17 protein-coding genes are annotated in these 17630 nt (G+C 69.5%); 7 read left to right on the top strand and 10 right to left on the bottom strand.

Annotated features, from left to right (window positions below; genetic code table 11):
• Nucleotides 1-557 precede the first annotated feature (557 nt).
• Nucleotides 558-878 (bottom strand): putative quinol monooxygenase, encoded by a 321-nt coding sequence (locus tag BW730_RS10630; protein ID WP_077686216.1) that lies wholly within the window; start codon nucleotides 876-878, stop codon nucleotides 558-560.
• A gap of 96 nt (nucleotides 879-974) precedes the next feature.
• Nucleotides 975-1565, bottom strand: a complete 591-nt coding sequence (locus BW730_RS10625) for a hypothetical protein (protein WP_077686215.1) — start codon at nucleotides 1563-1565, stop codon at nucleotides 975-977.
• A 139-nt stretch (nucleotides 1566-1704) separates the two neighbouring features.
• On the opposite strand from BW730_RS10625, the gene BW730_RS10620 reads away from it, so the two are divergent.
• Nucleotides 1705-1884, top strand: a complete 180-nt coding sequence (locus BW730_RS10620) for a hypothetical protein (protein WP_077686214.1) — start codon at nucleotides 1705-1707, stop codon at nucleotides 1882-1884.
• A complete protein-coding gene (locus BW730_RS10615) occupies nucleotides 1881-2069 on the top strand; it encodes a DUF6191 domain-containing protein (RefSeq protein WP_077686213.1) in 189 nt (62 codons plus the stop codon). Before BW730_RS10620 ends, BW730_RS10615 begins: the two co-directional genes overlap by 4 nt.
• Before the next feature lie 149 nt (nucleotides 2070-2218).
• On the opposite strand, the gene BW730_RS10610 is transcribed toward BW730_RS10615, so the two are convergent.
• From BW730_RS10610 to BW730_RS10585, 6 genes are all read right to left on the bottom strand, one after another.
• Nucleotides 2219-3787, bottom strand: coding sequence for a DUF2207 family protein (locus tag BW730_RS10610; protein WP_145952812.1), 1569 nt, complete (start codon nucleotides 3785-3787; stop codon nucleotides 2219-2221).
• On the bottom strand, nucleotides 3676-4143 hold the full coding sequence (locus BW730_RS18150; protein ID WP_145952811.1) for a DUF2207 domain-containing protein: 468 nt from the start codon (nucleotides 4141-4143) through the stop codon (nucleotides 3676-3678). Before BW730_RS18150 ends, BW730_RS10610 begins: the two co-directional genes overlap by 112 nt.
• 20 nt (nucleotides 4144-4163) lie before the next feature.
• Nucleotides 4164-5276 carry a DUF2207 family protein gene (locus BW730_RS19980; protein ID WP_158522603.1) on the bottom strand — a complete coding sequence of 371 codons (1113 nt, stop codon included), beginning with the start codon at nucleotides 5274-5276 and terminating at the stop codon, nucleotides 4164-4166.
• Nucleotides 5258-6154, bottom strand: a complete 897-nt coding sequence (locus BW730_RS19975; RefSeq protein ID WP_077686210.1) for a DUF2207 domain-containing protein — start codon at nucleotides 6152-6154, stop codon at nucleotides 5258-5260. The genes BW730_RS19980 and BW730_RS19975 overlap by 19 nt, the downstream gene beginning before the upstream one ends.
• A 78-nt stretch (nucleotides 6155-6232) precedes the next feature.
• Nucleotides 6233-9013: a DUF2804 family protein gene (locus BW730_RS18555; protein WP_226996709.1), complete on the bottom strand. Its 2781-nt coding sequence runs from the start codon at nucleotides 9011-9013 to the stop codon at nucleotides 6233-6235.
• A 2-nt stretch (nucleotides 9014-9015) separates the two neighbouring features.
• Nucleotides 9016-10293: an MFS transporter gene (locus BW730_RS10585; protein WP_077686209.1), complete on the bottom strand. Its 1278-nt coding sequence runs from the start codon at nucleotides 10291-10293 to the stop codon at nucleotides 9016-9018.
• Nucleotides 10294-10370: 77 nt separating this feature from the next.
• On the opposite strand from BW730_RS10585, the gene BW730_RS10580 reads away from it, so the two are divergent.
• Both BW730_RS10580 and BW730_RS10575 read left to right on the top strand, forming a co-directional pair.
• The gene (locus BW730_RS10580) at nucleotides 10371-10727 is read left to right on the top strand and encodes an ArsR/SmtB family transcription factor (protein ID WP_077686208.1); all 357 of its coding nucleotides are present in this window, start codon (nucleotides 10371-10373) and stop codon (nucleotides 10725-10727) included.
• Nucleotides 10727-11653: a cation diffusion facilitator family transporter gene (locus BW730_RS10575; protein ID WP_077686207.1), complete on the top strand. Its 927-nt coding sequence runs from the start codon at nucleotides 10727-10729 to the stop codon at nucleotides 11651-11653. Before BW730_RS10580 ends, BW730_RS10575 begins: the two co-directional genes overlap by 1 nt.
• Here the strand turns inward: BW730_RS10575 and BW730_RS10570 are convergent.
• Nucleotides 11637-12785 carry a low temperature requirement protein A gene (locus BW730_RS10570; protein ID WP_077686206.1) on the bottom strand — a complete coding sequence of 383 codons (1149 nt, stop codon included), beginning with the start codon at nucleotides 12783-12785 and terminating at the stop codon, nucleotides 11637-11639. The genes BW730_RS10575 and BW730_RS10570 overlap by 17 nt on opposite strands.
• A gap of 252 nt (nucleotides 12786-13037) precedes the next feature.
• Between BW730_RS10570 and BW730_RS10565 the strand changes: the two genes are divergently transcribed.
• Nucleotides 13038-16352 (top strand): endo-beta-N-acetylglucosaminidase, encoded by a 3315-nt coding sequence (locus tag BW730_RS10565; RefSeq protein WP_077686205.1) that lies wholly within the window; start codon nucleotides 13038-13040, stop codon nucleotides 16350-16352.
• 72 nt (nucleotides 16353-16424) lie between these two features.
• On the opposite strand, the gene BW730_RS10560 is transcribed toward BW730_RS10565, so the two are convergent.
• Nucleotides 16425-16763 (bottom strand): VOC family protein, encoded by a 339-nt coding sequence (locus BW730_RS10560; RefSeq protein WP_077686204.1) that lies wholly within the window; start codon nucleotides 16761-16763, stop codon nucleotides 16425-16427.
• An 88-nt stretch (nucleotides 16764-16851) separates the two neighbouring features.
• On the opposite strand from BW730_RS10560, the gene BW730_RS10555 reads away from it, so the two are divergent.
• Both BW730_RS10555 and BW730_RS10550 read left to right on the top strand, forming a co-directional pair.
• Nucleotides 16852-17145, top strand: a complete 294-nt coding sequence (locus tag BW730_RS10555) for a DUF1905 domain-containing protein (RefSeq protein WP_077686203.1) — start codon at nucleotides 16852-16854, stop codon at nucleotides 17143-17145.
• An 8-nt stretch (nucleotides 17146-17153) separates the two neighbouring features.
• Complete coding sequence (locus tag BW730_RS10550; protein ID WP_077686202.1) at nucleotides 17154-17594, top strand: YdeI/OmpD-associated family protein; 441 nt, start codon at nucleotides 17154-17156, stop codon at nucleotides 17592-17594.
• The last annotated feature ends 36 nt before the right edge of the window (nucleotides 17595-17630 follow it).

Here is a 17630-nt window from a genome sequence, read left to right as displayed (position 1 = left end):
GTTCCCCGAGTTCGTCGAGGGGTCCGATCGTGGTCGGGTCTCTGCGCGGGCGGAAGTTGGTTGGTTTCGACGCGCGTCGCGGCGCTTCGCGCCTTGGCGCGGCTCAACCCACGATTGCTGGTTGAGCCATGTCGGGCGCGGAGCGGTCGACATCGGTCGAAACCTCGTGAGGGTCGCAGGGACCTCGTTCCCCGAGCTCGTCGAGGGGTCCGACTGTGGTCGGGTCCCTGGTTGCCTGGGGGTTGGTTGGTCGACGCGCGTCGCGGCGCTGAGCGCCTTGGGGTCGCTGGTTGAGCCATGTCGGGCGCGGAGCGCGGTCGACATCGGTCGAAACCCTCGTGAGGTGTCCAGGGTCCTTGGGATCTGGTCTCTGCGAGGGTGAGAGTTGGTTTCGACGCGAGCTGCGGCGCTGCGCGCCTTGGCGCGGCTCAACCGGCGGTGTGCTGGTTGAGCCATGTCGGGCGCGGAGCGGCCGACATCGGTCGAAACCTCGTGAGATTCGCAGGGACTCGGCCCCCGAGCTTGACGGGGCTCAACCGGCGGGGGCCAGTCGCGCGTCAGCCGACGCGGAACTCGCCCAGTTCGTCCCAGTGGTCGCCGTCCATGCGGACGTTTCGGACCTTGGGCGTCTCCGGCAGGTAGGCGGGCAGGTCGGCCTGCGCCTTGCGGAAGTGCTCGCTCGTCACGTGGGCCTCGGCGGCGTCGTCCTTGAACGCCTCGATCAGCACGTAGGTGTCGGGGTCGTCGAGGCTGCGCGACCACTCGAAGAACAGGTTTCCCGGCTCTGCCCGGGTCGCCTCGGTGAACTCGCGGGTGATCTCAGGCCAAGCCTCGGCGTGCTCCGGCTTCACCTTCCACTTCACGCAGATGAAGATCATCGTTCCTCCTCGATCGGTCGTGCAGCCAGCCTAGTGAGGCGGTGGGGTCGACGCGCCGGATGGTCGCAGTCAGCGTCGATCGCAGGACCCGGCTGGCTACAACCGGAACTGGGTGTCCGACTTCCGCGGGGAGAACGCGAGCGTGTAGTCGTCGTCGGGGCGGGGACGGATGCCGATCACGTGATTGCTGCCCAGGTGGAACGCCCGGGTGAAGCCGCGCAGTGCCTTGACCCCGGCCTCGGCGTCGACCACGGGGCAGAACCAGTTGACGACGGTGCCCCGATGGTAGGCGGGGTTGCTGGGTGTGCCCCCGACATCGTTGCCGTCGCATTCGCCCACTCCGAAGGCCCGCAGATGGGAGTCGAGCGCGTCCCACATGTCGCTCATCATCCGCTCGTCCTCGGGATGCGAGAGGTCCTCGGTCGCCGTCCAGACCTGCAGCACCACCCATCCGCGGTCATCGTCGGGGAACGGTGCGTAGCCCTGCTCGGCGGCCTCCGACGTGACGTCGTCCATCACCTGCTTCGCCGTCACACCCGCCTTCGCCCCGGTGCGGCGCAAGGAGACCCCGCCCCGGTGGCCGACCTTGCCCGTGTGGACAACCACGCCGCCGTTGTCTGTCCAGGCGTCCAGGTAGTGCAGCGTGCCGTCGGCGTCGCGTCGGTACACGAGGTCCAGATACGCCATGGCGTGGCCTTTCGTCGGGGGAGGTCGCACTGCTCGGACCCTAGTGACCTGATGGGTCACCGACGCGGGTCCCGCCCGGCCGACGGCCGCGCCGTCGTGGCGACCGGGGTAGGGTTGCGTCACCGTCGAGGGGAGTCACGTGAGCCAGAATCAGACGCCGGAAGAGCCGCGCGGCAACGGCCGGGTTGCGGTGCTGCTGATCATGGCCGTCGGGCTGCTGACCGCGATCATCGTGCTCGTCTCGGTGCTTTCGCTGAAGAAGTCCTCCGAGCAGCAGGACGGGTCCGCCCCCGTCGTCGTGTCGGTCGGCCTGCCATGAGCGAGTTCATCACCGCCTTCTCGCCCGGCATGGAGCACGTCTTCCGGCAGCGCGACCTCGAGAAGAGCCTGATCGTGGAGACCGGCAAGGGCGCGCCCGGGCCTCAACCGCCCGACCTCGAGTCCGGCGTCATCGAACTGGACGTGCCAACGCGCCCAACGAACGACGACGACGACGAGGCCTGACCCCTAGTCGACGTGACCCAGGGGACGGACGCGGCGCCGCGTGATCGACCCGACGATGAGCAGCATCCGCGGTTCGTCGCCCATGTGAGCGCTGCCAATCGGCAATCCCGGAAACGAACGTGGAATGCTGCTCAACGACAGACCCGCGCTCACCAACTGCGGCCGCCACCGCCGCCCCTGCCTCCGCCGCTGCGGCCGCCTCCGCGGGACCCGCCCCTGCGGGAGCCGCCGCCGCGGCCGGAGCCACCAGAGGAGAACTTGGTGAGCCCAGTGGCAAACGACGTCGAGGCCTGACGCAGCGTCCGACGCCCCGGCGCGAACGAGGCGCGCGTGCCCGGCCGAGGCCAACTGACCGACGACAGCAACTGCGCGAAGGCGACCGACGCGCCGCCGAGCATCCAGCGCGACCGGTTCCCGTCCAGGTCCGCGCCGACGAGGTCGGCCCAGGAGTCCTCAAGGCCGAAGATCACCGCGTAGGGCAGCAGCGGCTCGTACAGCTTGACCCTGGCCCTGTCGTCCGCGTCCCGGAGCCGAGGGGCTGACGAGGTGGACTGCAGCCAGGCGATCCGGTCCTTCTCCGCCATCGACATGAAGCGTTCGAGGCCGCGCAACTCGCCAAGCACTTCCTCGCCGTGCTCGGTCAGCCGACCGCCCGTCGGCATCCGGAACGCGGCGGCCACGAGCAGCAGCAGGCCGACGAGCCCCACGACCCAGACGACCCACCAGTGATCGCCCATCGCCCACAGGAAGACCGTCGACAGGGCGACGAGGAGGAGGAGCAGGACGTACGACTTGACGAACCAGCGGCCCGAGCCACCGGCCCTGCGCAGCCCGAGCGACTCGACGAGCGCGCGCCTGCGATCTTCCGTGAGGGCGTGCGGCACGTGTGACGGGTCGATCCGGCCCGCCGGGAAGTAGTCGAGCAACAACTTCCTGGTGGTGTCGTCCTTCACCTCCGCGAGGCCCTCCGCGACGAACCCGGCCCGCAGCCGCTTCGCCTCGCCGCGGGTGACGCGACGGGGTGGGCCGGCCTGCACGTACTGGTCGGCGAAGTCGCCCGCGGTGGTGAAGCGCACCTCCCCGTCCAGCACCGCTGCGATCAGTTCGGCGGTTGGGCCGCGCTCCGCGACACCCCAGACGTCCGCGGCCGCCATCAGCGGCAGGTCCTTGGGCGGGGCGAAGCGGACGGCCGCCTCGGCGTCGGTACGCGGCCGGGCGAGCCACCGCCGCACCTGCGCCACGGCGAGCGCGGCGAGGCCGACCGAGCTTGTCGCGAGCAGGAAGGGCAGCCTCCACAACGTCGGCGTGCGCGGCGTGGCGGCCCGCTCGAACGTCGCCGGCTCGAACCCGACGGCGAACGTCACCCCCTCGAACGCGCCGAGCGCACCGTCAGACGTGGCGGTGAAGGAGGTTCCGTCGGCGCCGTCGGTGCGCGAGATCGTGCACCGGTCCCTGGACCCCTTCGGCCCCTGGTAGCAGGCGGCGTCGCCGTTCAACCGGTCGACAAGCGAGGCGGGCACCCGCAGCGTTGCTGCGACCCGGTCGAAGCCGGTGCCCCACTGATTGCCGTTGGCGTTCTGATAGATCTCCTGACCGCCGAAGGTGTTCAGCGCGACGTCGGTGAAGGTGTAGCTGATCCGGTAGGCGTACCTACCCGGCTCCAGGTAGGTGTTGATCGAGCCGATCCTGATCGACGTGACCCCGGAGTCCGTGTCCACGTCGGTCTGCGCAGGCCCCCAGACGTCGGGGCCTCGTCGCCCGGGCCGAGCGGGCTCCACTCGACCTGCACGTCGCGGACCTCGTTGGAGTGGCCCCGGTAGCGGGTCGGGATGTCGCGGATGATGCCCCGCGCCGACGAGGTGAAGTCGATGACGACCACCTCGGTCACGTCGAGGTCGAGGCCCCCGTCGTGCTCGCGCGCCGAGTAGTCGGCGGTGAAGGTGTGCCCACGCATCGCGTCGTCGGGCCTCGGTGCGTCCCGCGGGCCCCAACTGGCGGCGAGCCACGTCATGGCGATGAGCACGACGATCAGCCCGATCAGGAAGCCGACCCAACTGGACCAGTTACGCCACATGCGCGAACCCTAAGGCACGCTCACCAACTGGAGCCACCGCCGCCTCCCATGCCGCCGCCGACGCTGCCCCCACCGCCGGAACTGCCGGAGGACCAGCTTCCGCCTCCTCCGCCTCCGCCCGACCAGCCTCCGCCGGAGCCGTCGTTGCTGCCTGCGAACATGTCGGAGATGGCGCCTCCTGCGCTGCTGAACCCGTCGCTCGCGCGGCCGTTGGCGCTGCTGAGGGTCATCGCGTGGTCGTAGGAGCGATGGCTGGAGTAGTTGTACGACTGCAGCATGTCGGTCAGCAGGTAGGCGCTCACCAGCGGGGCGACCGACCCGGCCGTCGGCACCCGGTCGTCCTCGCCGATCAGGCGGCCCCACGACTCCTCCAGCCCGAAGATGACGGAGTAGGGGAGAAGTGGTTCGTAGAGCTTGATGAGCGTCTGGTCGCCCCGGGCGACCCGCGGGGCGGTGTCGGTGCCCTGCAGGTAGGCGATCCGGTCGGCCTCCGACATGGCCATGAAGTGACGCAGCCCGCGCAGGTGCTGGTAGACGTCCTTGCCCTTCTCGGTCAGCTTGCCCATCGGCTGGGTGCGGTACAGGGCGATGATGAGCAGCAGCACCGTCACGACGGTCATCAGGATGTTCCACCCGGTGATCTCGAGCGAGATGTTCAGGGCGATCAGGTTGAACACGCCGAGCACGATCAGCCCGAAGATGTAGGTCGGCAGGAACCACGACCCCGCCTCCTTGTACCTACCGAAGCGCATGCCTGCCTCCTCGACGAGGGAGCGGCGCCGCTGCACGAGCGTGTCGCTCGGCATCGAAGACAGGCCGTAGCGGAACTGGCCGCGCAGCAGGCTGCCCACGCCGCGGTCGTCGAGTGTGTCGATGCCCTCGAAGCGGATCGACTCGCGCAACTGTTTGCGTTGCCTCGCCTGCCGCCACTTGGACATGCCTGCCTGCGCCTCGGAGGCCGCGGCCTCGGGCGTCACGATGCTGATCTGTTTGGTGACGACGGCCTGGATCAGTTGGGCGGCCATGCCGCGCTCGGGGACTCCCCACACGTCGGCCGCGACCACGGGTTCGACGCCCTTTGGCGGCTGGAACTCCGTGACGAGCACCCGCCTGTTCAGCAGCCACCTGCGCACCAGCGGGGGAGGACGACGCCGAGCAGGATGATGAGCGCGACGCCGAGCGGCACCGCCATCACGATCAGCGCGGTGTACAGGGCCCGCTGCGGCGTATACGCCTGGGAGAAGGTGCCCGGCTCGAAGCCGACGGCGAAGGTGAGCGACTGGTGCGGTTCGAAGCCCCGCGCACCCGAGGTGAAGACCACCGGGCCGTCCCCGGTGCGCTCGACGGAGCAGGTGGCGCGGTCGCCCTCCGAGCCCATGTAGCAGGCCGCGTTGCCGTTGAGGCGCTCGGCCAGCCCGGCAGGAACCGTCAGCTTGGTCGTCACGCTGCCGAAGGGGACGCCCCAGCCGGTGCCGTTGGCGTCGAGGGCCACCTCCTGGGCCTTGCCGTCGGGGGTGTTCATGGCGACGTCGGCGAGCCGGTAGCTGATCCGGTAGAACTGCTGGCCGGTCTCGAGCGTCGAGTAACTCGAACCGATCCGCAGGGCGATGCCGCCGTCGATGTCCTCCTCGCTGAACGACGCTGGGGTCCACTCCTGAGGCGTCTCCGATTCGCCCGGCTCGTAGAACTCGTTGGCGTCGCGCAGTCGACCCTCGACGACGACGTCAGAGACCTCGTTCTCGTGGCTCTGGTAGGTCAGCGGGATGGCCCGGATGATGCCGTGCTTTCCGGTGTGCTGGATGTCGACCTCGAGGGTCTCGGTGATGAGCACATCGAGGCTGCCGTCGTCCTGTTGCTCCAGGTCGTAGGTGGCGTCGAAGGAGGTGACCTCGAAGCTGGAGTCGAGGTCTCCGCTCTGGCCCTTCACGCTCGCCATCACGATGGTCAGGATGACCGCCAAGGCCCCCGCGATCAGGGGGTAGGCGATCCAGCGTCCGATCGTTCGCAGCATGGTGAAAGGGTAGGTGGCGCCAGGATCACGGGCAGCGGGGCGCGCGCTGGCTAGGGCCGCTGTTGGCGGCCGCGGCCGTCACCAGCGGTTGTGGACGTGCTCGGCCCAGCCCTCGATCCCGTCGATGCTGACCCAGGTGCCGTGTTCGTCGCGGACCCTGCCCCGCCAGGTGCCGAAGCACTGGTTGGTGTCGGACGAGAACACCTTGAGGTCGGTCACCGACTGCTTCAGGTGGAAGGGCTTCATGGTGGCGTCGATGCCCGCGCCGCGCACCCGCCACGGCGACATCCAGTCCTCCTGGTCGTACTCCCAGACCAGTTCCTCGCTGATCTTGGTGAGCCGACCGTCGACGACGAGCGAGTTCTCCGTGCTGCCCGTCGCGTCGGTCCACTTCCCGCCGACCTGCAGCCCGACGACGCGCCCGTCGACCACGCCTGCCCCCGCTCCCCAGTTCCAGGTCACGTCGTATGGCCAGCGGCCACGGCCGTGGTCAAGGGTCGCCCAGGCGCCCTCGGCGGGCAGGTCGTGGCGGGTGCCGTCGATCGCGACCCAGCCGGTTGCGGGCCGGGCGACGTCCTTGACGGTGTACTGGAAGCGCGTCTCGCTCCAGGGCACCACCACGCCGAGGCACTCGTGCCCCTCGGGGCGGTGCGCCACGATGTCGACCTCGACCCTGGGGCCGCGTGCCCGGAGCCTCGTGCCGCCGTCGACCTCGTCGATGGCGATCTTGACGGCGCGCGTCGACGTGCGCACGGGGCCCTCGCCGAGTGTGCCCGGCAGGTCGACCGAGCCGCCGAGCACCCCGATGGCGTCGTGCGCGACCGCCTGGCCAGTGGCCCGGTCAAGCACCCAGATGCCGTGCACCGCCGCGTAGTCGATGTCCGAGGTGACAAGGGCGATGACGTGGCTCGGCGTCATCACGGCCCAGTACTCCCACCGCTTGTTGCGCCCCGCGCCCAGCCTGCCGCGGCCGATGCCGTCGGTGCGGATCAGCGGCGTGCGGGTCCAGCCCGTCGACGCCGGATTGAGTCGACCGTCGGGCAGCGTCAACGACACCGGCGAGGTGATCTCGCACTCCAGCACCGGAACCGGCCTGGACGGCAGCCCGAGCGCGACGGCGTCGTGGCGCTGCCGCAGGCTGAGGTTCGAGCGGTGCACCGAGTCGGTGTCGACCTTCACGAACGCCCGGTCGTAGGTGACAAGCCCGTTTGTCTCGCCCTCCACGTCGCTGAGTTGGGTGTAGATGTAGGCCGAGAGGCCCCCGTCGATCGCTGGGCCGATCTGGTCGTGCTGCAGGCGCAGGAAGGCACGCTCGAATTCGCCCCGGTCGGCGAACCGGCGGTAGCCGAACTCGTCGTCGCCCCACGTGTGCCCCTCCACGCGGTGCGAGTAGCCGCCGTACTCGGTCAGAGCCGCGGCGCGCGCGTCGGAGGCGTCCGCGTCGCTCAGTCGGTACCTGCGGAAGTAGACGTGCCTGCTCGCCAGGTCGCCGCCGCCCTGGTCGTGCCAGCCGCTCGCGTGGTCGATGGGGCGCGTCGGGTCGAGTCCGCGCAACCGGTCGGTCACGGCGAGCGAGTCGAACTGGCCCCAGGCCTCGTTGAACGGCACCCACAGAGCGACGCTCGGGCTGGAGCGCAGCAGGGCGACCGTCGCGTCCAACTCCTCGAGGAACTCGTCGCGACCCTCCTCGTCCTGCCTGCCGAAAAGCCGGTGCCTGCGGTCGTCGAGATTGAGGGGGGCGACGACGGGTGCCTGGATGACGAGCGGGTTGTAGCGCCTGCCCCCGTTGACCATGTCCTGCCACACCAGGATCCCGAGCCGGTCGCAGTGGTGGTACCAGCGCAGCGGTTCGATCTTGATGTGCTTGCGCAGCACCGTGAAGCCAAGCTCCTTGGCAAGTTCGATGTCGTAGACCATCGCCTCGTCAGAGGGCGGGGTGTAGAGCCCGTCCGGCCAGTAGCCCTGGTCGAGCAGCCCCGCATGCAGGTACGGCGCGCCGTTGAGCAGCAGCCGTGGGTGCCCCTCAGCGTCGGGGCCGACCCCGACTGAGCGCAGCCCGAAGTAGCTCTCGACCTCATCGTCGCCGAGCCGCACCAGAACCTGATGCAGGAAGGGATCCTCCGGCGACCAGCGCCGCGCCGAGCGGCCAAGGGGGATCCGGGTCGCCACGTTGACCCGGACGTCTGCCTCGTCGACGCGCCTAGCGTCGCCGAGGATCCGGACCCGCGCCGTGCCTTCGTCGGCCACCACCGTCACCTCGACGGCGCCCTCCTCGAGCAGGGGCGTGAGCACGACGTCACGTACGAAGACCTCAGGCACCGACTCGATCCAGACGCTCTGCCAGATGCCCGACTGCGGCGTGTACCAGATGCCGCCGGGGCGGGTGGACTGCTTCCCGCGGCTGCGCCAGGTGGCGTCGGTGTCGTCGCCGACCCGGACGACCAGTTCTTCGTGGCCAGCGGCGAGCGCGTCGGTGATGTCGAGCGCGAACGGCAGGTAGCCTCCCCGATGCGACCCGACGCTGACGTCGCCGAGGAACACCTCGCAGTCCTGGTCGACGGCGCCGAAGTGCAGCAGCACACGGGAGCGCGCGAAGCCCTCGGGCAGGTCGATGCTGCGCCGGTACCAGAGGGCGGAGGCGGCGTCGAGCGTGCGGCCAACGCCCGACAGGGGGGCCTCGGGCGAGAAGGGCACCACGATCTCGCCGTCCCACACCTGCGGCCTGCCCGCGTCGAGCGGGGTGAAGGCGTAGTCCCAGGGGCCGTTCAGGTTCAGGTAGGAGTCGCGCACCAGTTGCGGGCGCGGGTACTCGGGAAGCGGACGGTTCGGGTCGAGGCTCTCGCCCCAGCGGGTCAGCATCTTCAGGCCTCCTGTCGGCGGCCGAGAAGCCGCACGGGTATGACGATGAACACGGCCACCACGGCGGCCGCCACGAAGATCCAAGGGGTCGGGACCTGCCTGGTCACGCCCAGGTCGACGTAGGTCTCGTTGGCGCCCCGGATGACGGCGGCGCCGATGAACGGGCCGACCACCATCGGGATCAGCACTACCGCCACCATACGCAGCCCCTGCACCTCGCCGGCACGCCCCTCCGGGGTCAGGTTGCGCACCGTCGCGGACAGCGCGGCGACCGCCAGCATGAAGCCGCCCATCATGACGATGCCGACGACGATCACCTGCACCATGCCGCGCGCCAGGAACATGCCGAGCAGCCCGACGACGTAGCCTCCCATCACGGGCAGGATCGCGCGTGTCGCACCGACCCGGTCGAGGACCCGGCCGCCGAGCACGCTCAGGATCGCCGCGCCGATCAGGACGGAGGCCAGCACGATCGGGTAGCCGTCGATGCGCAGGTAGCGCTGCACGTAGATGATCAGGTAGGGCAGGAACACCTGGGTGCTGGTGCCGAGCACCGCCCACGCGGCAAGCGCGATGTAGAGCTTGGGGCGCTCCCGCATGGTGGACGGCCGCAGCCCGTTGATCAGCGTCGACAGGTAGGAACCGCTCGGCCTCGGCGTGGTCGTATCGCGCAGGAACAGCGCCGCGAGCACGCCGACGACGGCCGTCGCGCCGCCCAGGATGCCGAAGAAGGCGAGCCAGTGGCCCTGTTGCGTGAGCGGATCGAGCGCGCCGAAGATGATCAGCATCGCGAGCAGCGGGAAGGTCGCGAGCACCCCGTCGACCTTGCCGCGGTTCGACTCGCTGGTGGAGTCGGTCACCCAGGCGTTGAACGCCGCGTCGTTGGCGGTCGCGCCCAGCGCGCTCATCAGGCAGTCCAGCGCCACGATCGCCACGATCGCGACGACGACCGCGTTGACCGCTGGGAACAGCAGCGCCGCGGTGTGCACGTCGATCAGCCCGAAGGCGGCGGTGCTCGCGCCCCACAGCACGTAGCCGGCCGCGATGAACGGCGTGCGACTGCCGCGCCGGTCCGACCAGGCGCCCGCGACGAAGGTGGCGACGGTCGCGGCGATCGCCGAGGCGGCGACAAGCGTGGCCAGCACGTTGGGGTCGTCGGTGATCGTGTTGTACACGAACACGTTCAGGTACATGTTCTCGAGGGTCCAGGCGAGTTGCCCCGTGAGGCCAAGGACCACCACCCAGAACCAGAGTCGGCGTCCAACGGGGGCGGCAGGCATGGCGCAACCCTAGTGGCTTCGCGACGGCCTGGGAGCGGGGGTGGAATTGCATCGCCATCAAGCGATACCATCGACGTATGGCGATTCAAGTGAGCGGTGAGGACCGCGAGGCCTCCGCGGTCTTCGCGCGACTGTTCCACGCGCTGGCCGAGCCGTCGCGGCTGGTCATCCTGCAGCACCTCTCGACCGGCGAGCACCGGGTGCGCGACCTCGTCGAGCACCTCGGCATCGCCCAGTCGACCGTCAGCAAGCACCTCAGTTGCCTGCTGGAATGCGGGCTCGTCACCCTGCGCGCCGAGGGTAGGGCCTCCTGGTACGGCCTCGCGGACGCCGACGACCTCGCGGGCGTGCTGTGCGCGGCGCAGCACCTCCTCGACGCGACCGGGGCGCGCGTCAGCCTGTGCAGCCAGTTGATGCGGCCGGAGGTCGCGTGATGGCGCACGACCACGCCCATGCCGGTCCCGTGACCCCCGACCATCGCCGCCGCCTCGGGTTGGTCGTCGCGATCACGGGCGTCATCGTGGTGGCCCAGTTCGTGGGGTCGATCATCACGGGCAGCCTCGCGCTTCTGACCGACACAGTGCACGCAGTCACGGACCTGTCCGGGCTGATCGTCGCGCTGATCGCCGCGACGCTGATGCTGCGTCCTGCGAACGACCGCAGGACGTGGGGCTTCCGTCGCATCGAGGTGATGGCGGCGCTCGGCCAGGCGGCGCTGCTGCTCGGCGTCGGCGTCTACGCCGTGATCGAGGGCGTGCAGCGGTTGGTCAGCCCGCCCGAGGTGCCGGCGGGGGAGTTGCTGGTCTTCGGCATCATCGGGCTCGCGGCAAACCTCGTCGGCCTCCTCGTGCTGCACGGTGGCCGCGACGCCAACCTCAATATGCGCGCGGCGTTCCTCGAGGTGCTCAACGACGCGCTCGGCTCGCTCGGCGTGATCGTGGCCGCCGTGGTGATCGCCACCACAGGGTTCCAGCGCGCCGACGCGCTCGCGGGCCTGCTGATCGCAGCGCTGATCCTGCCAAGGGCCTTCGTCATCCTCCGCGAGACGACCAGGGTGCTGATGGAGTTCACCCCCGAAGGGCTCGACCTCGACGAACTGCGCGCCCACCTCGTCGAGGTCGACCACGTGATCGAGGTGCACGACCTGCACGCCTCGACGGTCGCCACCGGGCTCCCGGTGCTGACGGCGCACGTCGTGGTCGCCGACTCCTGCTTCCACGACGGCCACGCCCAGGGCATCCTCGCCGAGGTCCGCGCCTGCGTCGCGGAGCACTTCGAGGTGGCGCACACGACCTTCCAACTCGAGGGCCCCAGCGCGCACGGCGACGACGAGGCGTGCGCCGTCAGCGCGGAACGCTGACCACGCCGACGGCAAGGGCGAGGGTCCCGATGGCAAGGGCCGCTACCCCCGGCACGGGCAGGACACCCGCCGCGAGACACGCCGCCGCCGCTGCCCCCGTCACCGGCCAGAGCGGGGTCGCAGCGGCCCCATCCGTCGCGCGAGCGGTCGCCACCGCTAGCAGATAGCCGCCCAGGCCAAGGCCAAGGAGCGCCCGCAACAGCAGCGGCACCGGATCCAGCGGTTCGGCGATCGCGGCGCCGATCCCGACCGCTGCGAACGCGATCGAGAGCATCGTCCACAGGTGGATCGACAGCCCGATCCGGGGAGAACGCCTGCCGAGCGCGTTGTGCGGACGCAGCGCGGGCGGGCCCGAGAAGCCCAGGACGAACATCAGAAGCAGGATCGCGAAGCCCGCCAGCACGGTCGCCACGAACGGCGGGTCCCAGTCGCTACGGGCCGCGTCAAGCACAAGGGTGCTGGCGATCGTGCCGAGCAGGATCAGCCACACCAGCCCGAGTCGCTCGCCCAGATGCTCCGCGTCAACCGTCACCGCCTCGTTGTCGGCCCAGGCCCGCAGGCGCCTGCGCAGACGGCGGTCGTTGACCCGGGGGTGGCGTTGCCGTCGCCCGGTGCGGATGGCCAGCACCCCCATGTCGACGAGGACCCCGAGCCCCCACAGCCAGTACTTGCCGGGGGTCGCGACCCACAACGACACGATCCAGGGCGCCGTCACGCTGCCCGCCTGGAGCAGCATCGGGTCGTTGACCAGCCTGCGGCCGGTGTTGCGCGCCCCGGCCGCGATCATCAGTCGCAGCGCGATGAACGCGATGGCGAACGCGTTGGCGCGCCCAGTGAAGTGCAGGGGCGAGGTGGCCGCCATCACTCCGAGCAGCACCATCGCCAAGACGACAGCGCGGGTCGCCGTCCTCTCGGCGGCCAGGTCCACATACATGACCACCAGGGTCCAGGCGAACCATCCGGTACTGAACAGCACGAGGAAGATGCCGAGGTTCGCCGCATCGGCGCCGGTCAGCAGGCCGTCGACGAACACCGCAACAGCCGCCGCCCCCATCAGGTCGAAGAAGAGTTCCAGCCACTCGATTCCCGAGTGGTCGCGTTCACGATCTGCCGTTGTCGCTGCGTCTTTCACGGGGAAAACTGTGCCATCCCGTCACGCGACAGAGGCGCTGTACCGCAACTCTGGCGGCGCGTGTCGATCGGGGAGGCCCGGGGCGGCGCCGACCGCCGGCGGTCGCTCGAGCGGGCTCGGCGACGCGAGGCGCAGGTTGGGCATGTCGGCCGCCCGGTTTCCGGCAGCCCCTTCCCATCAGAACTAAATCGCTTTAGTATCTGCCTTCAAGAGGGGGTTTCCTCCTCCTCCCTGAACAGAGAGGTTCACCCCATGAGACGTGCCATCGCCAGCGTCGCCGCGGGCTCGCTGCTGATCGGAATCGGGATCTCCGCCGCGCAAGCCGCGGACAGCGTCCCGGCCATCGGCTCCAAGGAGATCGCGTCGGCCCAGCCGCGCTTCTCCGGATACCGCCTGCAGGAGATCAAGGACTGGTCGCCCGAGACGGACCCCTACTCGGAATACCTGCGTTCTGCTATACCGCTTCAGCAGCGGATCGCCCCGCTGCAAGCCACCCAGGCCAACCCGACCCTCGACGGCAAGGCCGAGGTCATGCTCATGCAGGGTGACTACGGCAATGCCTTCTTCGACACCCCCATGGTCAACAACGATTTCGCCAACCACACCCTCAACTTCTGGCAGTACGTCGACTACTTCAGCCCTTGGCATGGCGCCGCGACCGCGAGCACGCCGTCCAGCCTGTACGACCCGGCGACCTCCGACTGGCGCAACCGCGGCTTCGAGTTCGGCATCGTCAACATCCCGAACCCCGCCTACACCAACGCCGCCCACCGCAATGGCGTGAAATCCATCGCCACCATCTACTTCGACCCCGCGTTCCGCCCCGGCCAGACCTTCAAGGAGTCCTTCGACAAGGATCCGAACTCGCACGGCTACGTGATCGCGCAGAAGCTGAAGGAGATGGCCGAGTACTACGGCTTCGACGGCTACTTCCTCAACCAGGAGGAGGGCGGCGACGACTCCGAGTTCAAGCCGTTCATGGCATGGCTGACCGCCCAGGGCCTCTACACGCAGTGGTACGACACCAACAGCACTTTCAACGCCGCCAAGAAGGAGTGGCTCTCCGACGAGACCAACGGCCAGATCCACGACTCAGTGTTCGTCAACTACGGATGGCCCTACTCGGTCAACCAGGCGCTCTCCTACGCGGCGGCCAACGACGTCGACCCCTACAAGGAGGTCTTCTTCGGCGTCGAGGCCAACCAGGCGAAGTTCAGCGGCTCGCACACCTCCTCGAGCATGCTTCCCAACCTGTACGCGCCCGGCACCAAGAGCCCGCGCGGCAGCGTCGCGCTGTTCACCCCCAGCGACTACTACCAGCGCGGCCTTGACGACGACGTCAAGATCCCCGCCCTGACCAAGGACCTGCCGCTGATGCAGCAGGACGAGTTCCAGTGGATGATCGCCGAACGTGAGCGGATGTACTTCTCCGGCGTCAAACAGAACCCGCGCGACACCGGCACGAAGGCAGGCTTCGCCCGCGCAGACGTGGGTGTCAAGAACGCCTCCGGCTGGGTCGGCGTCGCCGACTTCACCCCCGAGCGCTCCGTCATCGGAGGCACCGAGTTCTCCTCGACCTTCAACACCGGCCACGGCATGCAGTGGTTCAGCCAGGGAAAGGCCACCGACGGCGAGTGGACCGCGATCGACTCCCAGTCGCTGCTGCCGAGCTGGCAGTGGTGGGTCGACACCGAGGGCGCCCGACCCAAGGTCGACTTCGACTACGGCGATACCCTGACCAACAAGTCGACCGCCGGCACCGAGGTCGCACCGACGTTCACTCAGGTCGGCGGCTACGAGGGCGGCAGCTCGCTCGTGGTCCACGGCGACCTGAGCGCCCCCACCACACTTCGCCTGTTCAAGACCGACCTGACCGTCGAGGACTCGTCCAAGCTCAGCCTCACCTTCAAGAAGACCTCCTCCGACAGCGCAGCCATGCGCGCGGCGCTGATCTTCGCCGACGCCCCTGACCAGGTCGTCCCCGTCGACCTGCCCGACACCACGGCCGCCGGGGACTGGACGACCAGCAACGTCGACCTCGCGCAGTTCGCGGGCCGCAAGATCGCGACGATCGGCCTGCAGTTCGACGCCGCCTCCGGCTACCAGATCAACGTCGGCGCCATCGGCGTCACGGCGGGCGCGAAGGCGCCGGCCAAGCCCGCCGGCCTGTCGATCACGCACGCCTACTCAGACGGCCAGGCCGAACTGACGTGGGACGCGGCGGGCTTCGACTCCGTCGACCGCTACGAGCTGACCGCCATCGCCGCCGACGGCACCGCCCGCCACATCTACACCGGCTATGCGGCACTCGCTTACGCGAAGGTCGCACCGACCGACGGCGTGGTCGGCTACGAACTCCGCGCGATCGGCCACGGCGGCGCGGTCTCCGAGCCCGCAACAGTCTCGTTCGACTTCTCGGGCCAGCCCTCCAAGGTCACCGTGGCAGAGGCTGCCTCGGCGTCCGGCCTGCTCACCCAGGCAGCAAAGGCTGGCGAGGTCACCCTGACCTGGACGCCGGGAGGCAGCGCGGGGAAGACCTGCCGCGTCGACCTGTCGCTTCTCGACATCGCCAAGGACAACATCGACGACCAGCCATACGGCGCCTCCGTGCCGTGCGCCGACGGGTCGGCCACCGTTCCCGTCCCCGTCGCAGAGGGCTACTCCTTCGTCGCGACGGTGACCGCGGGCGACGGCCCCGGTGTCGCGGTGCGCGGCGCGACGCGTGACACCAAGGCGGAGCCGATGCCGTTGAGCGACTTCACGCTCGCTGGCCAGAAGCTTGCGCTGCACACGCCCTCCCCGAAGGACTGGTGGAAGCTGTCGGTGAAGTTCGCCACGGAGGCCGGCGCCGAGACGACCCTCGTCACCGCCAAGCGCGGCGACAACTCGAACCGCGGCCTGCAGAACATCCGCAACCTGCCAGCGGCCAACGGGACGGTCATCGTCACGGTGACGGACTACTCCGGTAACACCGTCGAACAGCGCCTGAAGGTCGCGGGCGGCGAACTCGTCCGCGACACGATGGCCCCCGTCTTCACGGTCACGCCGAGCGCCGAGGTCGCGGTCGAACTCGGCTCCGAACTCGAGCCGATCACCGTCGCGGTGACCGACGATTCGCCCGTCACGCTGCGGCTCACCACGCCGCTGCCCGAGGGGATGTCGTATGCGGGCGGCGTGCTGTCAGGCACCCCGGCGCTCGGCACCCACGTGATCGGTTTCGACGCCGTGGACTGGTACGGCAACCTCGCCCACCAGGACGTGACGATCACCGTCGCCGACACCACCGGCCCGACGCTGACCGCGACGCCGCCCACGCCGCAGACGCTGCGCCCCGGCACGACGGCCACCCCGGTGACCTTCGCCTCGACCGACCTGTCCGGGCCCGTCACCCTCGACGTGCAGGTGCCGAAGCACTTCACGGCGACCAAGCGGGCGGACGGAAGCGTGGTGGTGACCGGCAAGGTCTCCAAGCCGGGCCGCTATGAGATCGTGGCCACCGCCACTGACGCCTTCGGCAACACCAGCACGGTCACCGTGCCGATCGAGGTGAAGGCGGGCAAGCCGTAACCAGCCTAGAAAGGCGGCCCAGGGTGACCCTCACCCTGGGCCGCTTCGCGTCGCCCCCCAAGCTGTGACGGCTCAGTGGCTCGCGATGCAGAACTGGTTGCCCTGCGGATCCGCGAGCGTGATCCAGCGGAAGGACTCGTCGCCGCGCTCCTCGACGAGGCTCGCGCCGGCCGCCAGCAGTTCGTCGCGGGCGCCGTCCAGGTCCTCGACGGTGAGGTCCAGGTGGATCCGGTTCTTCCCGGGCGTCGGGTCGCCGACGTGCTGGATCGCGAGCGTCGGGGTGCTCCCGATGACGAAGAACCAGCCGTCGTTCTCGGCCTGGATCGGGGCCCCGAGCCGCTCGGCCCACCAGGTCGCGAGGGGGCGCGGATCGGAACTGTCGATGGTGATCATTGCGATATTGAGCGTCATGCGACCACGCTAACGGCCGGCACCGACAGTTCGTGTCGGTGCCGGAAAGTCGGCCCGACCTGCCCGTGCGCGCGGCACAATGACCCGCATGGAACTGGAGTTTGACGGCGAGATCATCGAGTGGCGCGGGCCCGCGCCGTTCCTGTTCGTCGTGCTTCCAGAGGAGGCCGCGGGGGTGATCTCCGACTCGGCGTCGATCCTGACCTACGGATGGGGCTGCATCTCGACCCGCGCCGTGATCGGCGGGACCGAGTTCACCACCTCGCTCTTCCCTCGCGACGGCGGCTACCTGCTCCCCGTCAAGGTCGCGGTTCAACGCGCGGAGGACATCGGCCTCGGCGACGTCGTCCACGCGACGATCCACCTCGAGCCCCGCGTCTAGGAGTTGCCATGACCCTCGAACTGCACACCACGATCGAGCCCGTCGGCCCAGCCGCCGCGATCATGCTCACCGACGCCCAGGTCGCGGAACTATCCGCCCGCAAGACGCCACCCGTGGTCGTCACGATCGACGGACGGTCGGCGCGACTGCGGGTCGCAAGGATGGGCGATGTCATCTGCATCGGGCTCAGCAAGGCGGCCCGCGCCGAGTTGGGCGTGGAGATCGGAGACAAGGTCGCGGTCGCGATCGCCCCGGACGAGCAGGAACGCACCGTCGAGGTGCCAGCCGACCTGGCCGCGGCGCTCGACGCCGACCCGGCGGCCAGGGCAGCCTTCGACGCACTCAGCTTCACCCGCCGCAAGGAGATGGCCCGCGGCATCGCCGACGCGAAACAGGACGCCACCCGGCAGCGTCGCCTCGCCAAGGCGCTGGAGGAACTGGCCGGCTGAGCCGCCGTGGCACAATGACCGGCGAACTCGTCCAAG

Origin of the sequence: Tessaracoccus aquimaris (assembly GCF_001997345.1) — a bacterium.
Lineage (GTDB): Bacteria > Actinomycetota > Actinomycetes > Propionibacteriales > Propionibacteriaceae > Arachnia > Arachnia aquimaris.
This window is presented reverse-complemented; position numbering and strand designations above follow the sequence as displayed.

Bases quoted from the DNA above. Each gene is read 5' to 3' on its own strand.
- BW730_RS10585 (WP_077686209.1), bottom strand. From the start codon at position 10,293: ATGCCTGCCGCCCCCGTTGGACGCCGACTCTGGTTCTGGGTGGTGGTC.
- BW730_RS18150 (WP_145952811.1), bottom strand. From the start codon at position 4,143: ATGTGGCGTAACTGGTCCAGTTGGGTCGGCTTCCTGATCGGGCTGATC.
- BW730_RS19975 (WP_077686210.1), bottom strand. From the start codon at position 6,154: ATGCTGCGAACGATCGGACGCTGGATCGCCTACCCCCTGATCGCGGGG.
- BW730_RS10580 (WP_077686208.1), top strand. From the start codon at position 10,371: ATGGCGATTCAAGTGAGCGGTGAGGACCGCGAGGCCTCCGCGGTCTTC.
- BW730_RS10630 (WP_077686216.1), bottom strand. From the start codon at position 878: ATGATCTTCATCTGCGTGAAGTGGAAGGTGAAGCCGGAGCACGCCGAG.
- BW730_RS10560 (WP_077686204.1), bottom strand. From the start codon at position 16,763: ATGACGCTCAATATCGCAATGATCACCATCGACAGTTCCGATCCGCGC.
- BW730_RS10565 (WP_077686205.1), top strand. From the start codon at position 13,038: ATGAGACGTGCCATCGCCAGCGTCGCCGCGGGCTCGCTGCTGATCGGA.
- BW730_RS10575 (WP_077686207.1), top strand. From the start codon at position 10,727: ATGGCGCACGACCACGCCCATGCCGGTCCCGTGACCCCCGACCATCGC.
- BW730_RS18555 (WP_226996709.1), bottom strand. From the start codon at position 9,013: ATGCTGACCCGCTGGGGCGAGAGCCTCGACCCGAACCGTCCGCTTCCC.
- BW730_RS10615 (WP_077686213.1), top strand. From the start codon at position 1,881: ATGAGCGAGTTCATCACCGCCTTCTCGCCCGGCATGGAGCACGTCTTC.
- BW730_RS10625 (WP_077686215.1), bottom strand. From the start codon at position 1,565: ATGGCGTATCTGGACCTCGTGTACCGACGCGACGCCGACGGCACGCTG.
- BW730_RS10555 (WP_077686203.1), top strand. From the start codon at position 16,852: ATGGAACTGGAGTTTGACGGCGAGATCATCGAGTGGCGCGGGCCCGCG.
- BW730_RS10550 (WP_077686202.1), top strand. From the start codon at position 17,154: ATGACCCTCGAACTGCACACCACGATCGAGCCCGTCGGCCCAGCCGCC.